General features: G+C 75.1%; 6 protein-coding genes. 1 reads left to right on the forward strand and 5 read right to left on the reverse strand.

Going from position 1 to position 5,789, the window contains the following annotated elements:
* Positions 1–39 precede the first annotated feature (39 nt).
* From fxsA to ACFU6K_RS29370, 5 genes are all read right to left on the reverse strand, one after another.
* Positions 40–621, reverse strand: coding sequence for an FxsA family membrane protein (gene fxsA, locus ACFU6K_RS29350; protein WP_380668058.1), 582 nt, complete (start codon positions 619–621; stop codon positions 40–42).
* A gap of 55 nt (positions 622–676) precedes the next feature.
* Entirely contained in the window at positions 677–2,323 is a 1,647-nt protein-coding gene (lnt, locus tag ACFU6K_RS29355) for an apolipoprotein N-acyltransferase (protein ID WP_380668060.1), read from the reverse strand.
* Positions 2,324–2,418: 95 nt separating this feature from the next.
* Positions 2,419–2,871 carry an N-acetyltransferase gene (locus ACFU6K_RS29360; protein ID WP_380668062.1) on the reverse strand — a complete coding sequence of 151 codons (453 nt, stop codon included), beginning with the start codon at positions 2,869–2,871 and terminating at the stop codon, positions 2,419–2,421.
* Positions 2,872–2,913: 42 nt separating this feature from the next.
* The gene (locus ACFU6K_RS29365) at positions 2,914–4,521 is read right to left on the reverse strand and encodes an amidohydrolase (RefSeq protein WP_380668064.1); all 1,608 of its coding nucleotides are present in this window, start codon (positions 4,519–4,521) and stop codon (positions 2,914–2,916) included.
* 31 nt (positions 4,522–4,552) lie between these two features.
* Entirely contained in the window at positions 4,553–4,993 is a 441-nt protein-coding gene (locus ACFU6K_RS29370; RefSeq protein WP_045694655.1) for an Lrp/AsnC family transcriptional regulator, read from the reverse strand.
* A 229-nt stretch (positions 4,994–5,222) separates the two neighbouring features.
* On the opposite strand from ACFU6K_RS29370, the gene ACFU6K_RS29375 reads away from it, so the two are divergent.
* Positions 5,223–5,744: a hypothetical protein gene (locus ACFU6K_RS29375; protein ID WP_380668066.1), complete on the forward strand. Its 522-nt coding sequence runs from the start codon at positions 5,223–5,225 to the stop codon at positions 5,742–5,744.
* Positions 5,745–5,789: the final 45 nt, after the last annotated feature.

Raw genomic sequence — 5,789 nt, forward strand, 5'->3', positions numbered from 1 at the left:
GTTCTTCGACACAGTGCGAGTCAGCTCTGTGTGATCAAGTCAGGGTGAGCTCGCGGATCGCCATCTCCTCGGGTCCGGGCCCTGCGGGCCGCGCGGGCCGGCCTCCGGGTCCACGACCTCGCCCTGGACCACCTTGCCGTCCGGGCGGTGGATGCGCAGCTGCTCCTGGAGCCGCATCGCGTCCGCGAACGGGTCGGCGCCGGCCACGGAGGTGCTGCGCAGCGCCTTGTCCGCGGCCCGGCGCCCGACCGCCCGCCACAGCGCCCGGGTGGGCGGGAAGAGCAGGGTCAGGGCCACCAGGTCCGTCAGGAAACCGGGGACGATCAGCAGCAGGCCGGCCAGCACGGTCATGCTGGTGCCGGTCTGCGGCTGCTGGGACTGCGGGTTCTTGCTCTGCTCGATCGCCGCCGACAGCGCCTTCAGCCCGGCCCGCTTGATCAGCGAGCCGCCGATCAGCACGCCCGCGACGAGCAGCAGCACGACGGTGAGGCCGCCGAGCCACGAGCCGACCTGGACCAGCAGCCAGATCTCCAGCACCAGCCAGGCGGTGATCAGCAGCGGCAGCACCCGGCGGAGCCTGCTACGCGGGGCCGGACGGGTGGGGGTAGCTTGCTGGGTCACGGTACGAATCCACTCCAAGCGGTGCTCTGCGCGCCGCACGGGAGGTCCGGGCCGGCTACGGCACCACCTGGTCCAACGATTCCTGCCCGGCCGGTGTTCCGGACGGGGCCTTCCGGCGGCGGCCGACCAGCACCGCCGCGCCGCAGGCCAGCAGGCCGCCGACGGCCAGCGTCCACTCGGGGGCGGCGCCGACCCGGTCGGCCACCGTGGTGCCGTCGCGCAGCGGGACGGTGGCCGACAGCTCGGCCGCGGTCAGCTCCTCGGTGCGCTGCCGGACGCTGCCGTCCGGGCCGATCACCGCGCTGATGCCGCTGGTGGCGGCGATCAGCACCGCCCGGCCGTGCTCGACCGCCCGCAGCCGGCTCATCGCCAGCTGCTGCTCGGGCTGGCCGGTCCTGGCGTAGGTCGCGTTGTTGGTCTGGACGACCAGGACCCGGGCGCCGCTGTCCACGGTGTCGCGGACGATCTCGTCGTAGGCGACCTCGAAGCAGATCACGTCGCCGATCCGGGCCGGGCCGAGCTGCATCACGCCGTTGTGGTCGCCGGGGTAGAAGTCCCGGGCGACCCGCTGGAGGCGGGTGATCACCTTCATCAGCTGGGCGCGGAAGGGCACGTACTCGCCGAACGGGACGGGGTGCTGCTTGGTGTAGGAGGCGCCGGGGCCGGTGACCGGGTCCCAGACGATGCCCTCGTTCTGGACGTGCTGCGCGTCCGGGCCGTCCACCAGGGTGCCGACCAGGGTGGGCACGCCGATCGCCTTCACGGCCTCGTCGATCCGCTGGCGGGCCAGCGGGTCGCTGAACGGGTCGAGGTCGGAGGAGTTCTCCGGCCAGATCACGATGTCGGGGCGCTCCACCTTGCCGGCCCTGATGTCGGCGGCGAGCCGCTCGGTGGCCGCGGCGTGGTTGTTGAGGACCATCATCGGGCGGCCCAGGAAGTCCATGCCCGGGTTGGGCACGTTGCCCTGGACGATGGCGACCTTGACGGTGTCGGCCGCGGCCGTGGGCACCGGGACGAGGTAGCCGGCCAGCAGCGCGGCCACCGCCCCGAGCGCGGCCAGCGCCGCGGCCTTCGGAGCCCTGCCGGGCCCGCACAGCCGCAGGGCGGCCCAGGCCAGCAGGGCGCCGGACAGGGCGACCGCGAAGGTCACCAGCGGCGCGCCGCCGAGCGCGGCCAGCGGGGTGTACGGGGTGGCGGTGTTGGCGAAGGCGAGCCGGCCCCAGGGGAAGCCGCCGAGCGGCAGCCGGTCGCGGGCCCACTCCTGGGTGATCCACAGGCAGGCCGCCCAGAGCGGCCAGCCCGGCAGCCGGGAGGTGACGGCCAGGGCGCCGCCGAGCAGGGCCAGGAACAGCGCCTCCACGACCGACAGGCCGATCGTGGCGTCCCAGCCGACCACCCGCAGCCAGCTGAGCAGCATCAGGAAGAACGGCAGGCCGAAGGCGAAGCCCGTCCACAGGCCCTGGCGGAAGGTGCGGCCCCGGGTGAGCAGCGACAGCGCGGCGACGCCGAGCAGCGACAGCGGCCACAGGTCGTACGGCGGGAAGGCGAGGGCCAGCAGCAGGCCGGCCAGGGCGGCGAGGCCGGTGCGCGGGAGGCCGGCGCGGACCTTGGCGAGCGCGCGGGCCCCGCGGCTCGCCCGGGGCGCCGGCTCCTGCGGCTCGGGGACGGCCTCGGGCCGTTCCTGGGTGACGGGAGTGGCCACCGGCGCACCATCTTCCTGGGGCTTGCTGTTCGGACGCTGTGCGAAGAAGGTACCCCGGAAGGTCGGCGGCCCGTGAGCTCAGGGTGGTAGCGGGGTCAGCGCGGGGTGTAGCGGACCTCCCGCAGCGGCCAGTGCCCGGTGAGCCAGTCGGAGACGGCGCGGTACAGCGGGGCGTCCAGGTGGGCGCGGTCGGCCCGGACCCAGGAGCTGACCGAGACCGCGGACGGGTCCTCGCGGTCCGGGTAGATGTAGACGCAGCCGATCACCTCGTCGCGGTCCGGCTCCAGGACGGTGTAGGTGAAGCCGGTGCGGGCCTCGAAGTCGGCGGCGTGCCGGCGCAGGTCGTCGAGGTTCCGCTCCAGCGGCATCCCGTCGGCGGGCGGCCAGCCGCGGCCGGCCCAGCCGGGGGTGGCGCGGATGTGGGCGACGGAGCCCGTCCAGGCGGCGTGGTCAGAGGCGTTGTGCCGCTCGCCCAGGGGTTCCAGGCGGAACTCCGGGGCGAGCAGCTCGCGCGGAACGGTGAAGTCGGCGGGTACCAGGTCGGTCATGGGGATCAACCTAGGGTCTGGTGGCCCGCCGTTCCACGGGGTTTACCGCTGGTACACCGTGCGGCCGCGGACGACCGTGCGCAGGCAGGTCGGCAGCGGGTGGCCCGGGGTGAGGTCGGGCAGGCCGGGGGTGCCGGAGCGCGGGTCGGTGGACCAGCCGGCCACCCGGGAGTCGGGGGCCTGGACGACCAGCTCGCCGGCCGCCCAGATCGCGTAGCTGGCGACCGCGCCGGGGACCAGCACGCCGTCCTGGTCCCGGCCGACGGCGCGCCAGCCGCCCCGGGTGTGGGCGGTGAAGGCGGCCCGGACCGAGATCCGGTGGTCCAGGGTCCGGTGGAAGGCCGCCGCGCGGACGGTGCCCCAGGGGTCGAGCGGGGTGACCGGGGCGTCCGAGCCGAAGGCCAGGGGGACGCCGGCCCGCAGCAGCGCGGCGAAGGGGTTGAGGGCGGCCGCCCGCTCGGCGCCCAGGCGCTGGACGTACATGCCCTCGGGCCCGCCCCAGGCGGCGTCGAAGGCGGGCTGGACGGAGGCGGTCAGGCCGAGTTCGGCGAAGGCGGCGACGGCCTTGTCGTCCAGGGCCTCGGCGTGCTCGACGCGGTGGCGCAGGGCCTTGACCCGGTCGGCGCCGACCCGGGCGCCGGCCTCCCGGACGCCCTCGATCACGGCGGCCACGGCCGCGTCGCCGATCGCGTGGAACCCGGCCTGGAGCCCGGCCTCGGTGCAGGCGGCGACGTGGTCGGCGACCTGCCCGGCGCTCAGGTAGGCGGTGCCGGTGTGACCGGCGTCCGCGTACGGGGCGTGCAGGCAGGCGGTGTGCGAGCCGAGCGCGCCGTCCACGAAGAGGTCGCCGCCGGCGCCCACCGCACCGAGCCGGCGGGCGGTCTCGACACCGCCCAACTCGCCCCAGTAACCGAAGACTTCGGGCCCCTCGCCGTCGGCGGCGAGCGCCAGCAGGGCGGCCAGGTCGGCCTCCGAGGAGATCTCCGGGCCGGCGCACTCGTGCAGGGCACCGATGCCGAGCTCGGCGGCGCGGGCCAGGGCGGCCCGCTGGGCGCGACGGCGCTGCTCGGGGGTGAGCCGGGCCAGCGCGGTCTGCCGGACGGCGTGGTGGGCGTCCTTGGTGAGCGGGCCCTCGGGGTCAAAGCCGGGCGCCTCGGCCAGGCCCTCGGTGAGGCCGCGCAGCGCCGTGGTGGCCAGCGCGGAGTGCACGTCGGTGCGGGAGAGGTAGAGGGCGGCGCCGCGGGCGGCGGCGTCGAGTTCGGCGAGCGTGGGCGGGCGGCCCTCGGGCCAGCCGCTCTCGTCCCAGCCGTGGCCGATCAGCACCCCGCCGGGCTCGGGCCGGGCGTCGACGAAGGCGGTGACGGCGGCCAGGGCGGCGGCCAGCGAGGGGCTGCCGGTGAGGTCGAGGCCGGTGAGCGCCAGACCGGTGGCGGTGGCGTGCACGTGGGCGTCCACGAAGGCGGGGGTGACCAGGGCGCCGTCCAGCTCGACGATCTCGTCGGCGGTCGCGGCGTACGCCTCGGCGGCGCCGTCGCTGCCGACCCAGGCGACGTGCCCGCCCTCCACGAGCATCGCGGTGGCGAAGGGGTCGGCGGGGCTGTAGACGGCGCCGCCGCGCAGCAGGACGGTCCGTGGGGTGCGTTCGGTCATGCGGCCAAGTCTGCACCCCACCCGTTCGCGGTCAGAGCTTCGGGGGTCGTGCCTCGTACGGGGTGGACAGGACGACGGTGGTGCGGGTGGAGACGCCGGCGGCGCTGCGGATGCGGGCGAGCAGGTCCTCCAGGTCGCCGGGGGCTCCGACGCGGACCTTGAGTATGTAGTTCTCGTCTCCGGCGACGCTGTGGCAGGCCTCGATCTCGGGCAGGCCGGCCAGCCGTTCGGGGGTGTCGTCGGGGGCGCTCGGGTCGAAGGGTTTGACCGAGATGAACGCGGTCAGCGCCAGGTCGACGGCGTCGGGGTCGATGATCGCGGTGTAGCCGCGGATCACCCCGCGCTGTTCGAGGCGGCGCACCCGCTGGTGCACCGCCGAGGTGGACAGGCCGGTGGCCTTGCCCAGGTCCGTGTAGCTCATCCGGCCGTCTTCGAGGAGCAGCTGGACGATGCGTTGGTCGAGATCCTCCACAGTGCGCAAACCTACCCGGTCGGGAGCACGGGGGGCGCACGCGGTGGCACGGGGAGGGATCGCAGGTACCGGGCGGGCACATGCCGGGCGAATGTGGCATCCGGTGTGGCCAAGGACACACCCGGTGCATCACGGTGCACGGGACCGCAGGATTATGAGTCCGGATCACAGGGAAGTGCTGGTTGTGGCCCTGGACGACCACGCCGGGCCCGATCCTAGGGGGATCCTCATGCCTGCTACTGACCAGCGTGTGCTGGGCGCCGACGAGACCGACGATATGACCGACCGCGAGGACCTCGCGGTCGATTACATGCCGGGCACCGACCCCGGCGAGGCGGAGAGCTGGGACATCTTCCGGGTCGACTGCCCCGAGTGCCGCCGCCCGATCGCCCTGGTGGCGGACGAGGACCGGCTTCCGCAGCACGCGCTGCTGCCGACCGCCTGGAACCCCTTCGCCCCCGCGATCTGCCCGGGCTCGGGCACCCCGACGGACGACCTGGCCGAGGTCGAGGCCCCGGAGGACGCCGAACCGGCCGGGATCGACGCGCTGTTCAAGCTTCCGAGCGGGCTGGACTGGCGCACCCAGCCGTTCTCGCACGCGGTCGCGCACCGCCCGGTGCGGCTCGCCGCGGTCGGCCAGGCCGCTCCGGTGGCGCCGGCCGCCCCGACGGTCGCGACGATGCGGGCCGCCATCCCCGAGCAGCGCCGCCGTCGTCCGGCGCTGACCGCCCGTACCGCCAAGGCGAGCTGACGCTCCGCCGGGAACGCCTCCGGCCGTCACTCCGCACCCTGGAGT

Origin of the sequence: Kitasatospora sp. NPDC057512, from assembly GCF_042802135.1 — a bacterium.
In the GTDB taxonomy this organism is placed as follows: Bacteria; Actinomycetota; Actinomycetes; order Streptomycetales; family Streptomycetaceae; genus Kitasatospora.

What these genes read in the sequence shown, in the direction of transcription:
- ACFU6K_RS29375 (WP_380668066.1), top strand. Translation starts at nt 5,223, where the DNA reads ATGCCTGCTACTGACCAGCGTGTGCTGGGCGCCGACGAGACCGACGAT.
- ACFU6K_RS29365 (WP_380668064.1), bottom strand. Translation starts at nt 4,521, where the DNA reads ATGACCGAACGCACCCCACGGACCGTCCTGCTGCGCGGCGGCGCCGTC.
- ACFU6K_RS29360 (WP_380668062.1), bottom strand. Translation starts at nt 2,871, where the DNA reads ATGACCGACCTGGTACCCGCCGACTTCACCGTTCCGCGCGAGCTGCTC.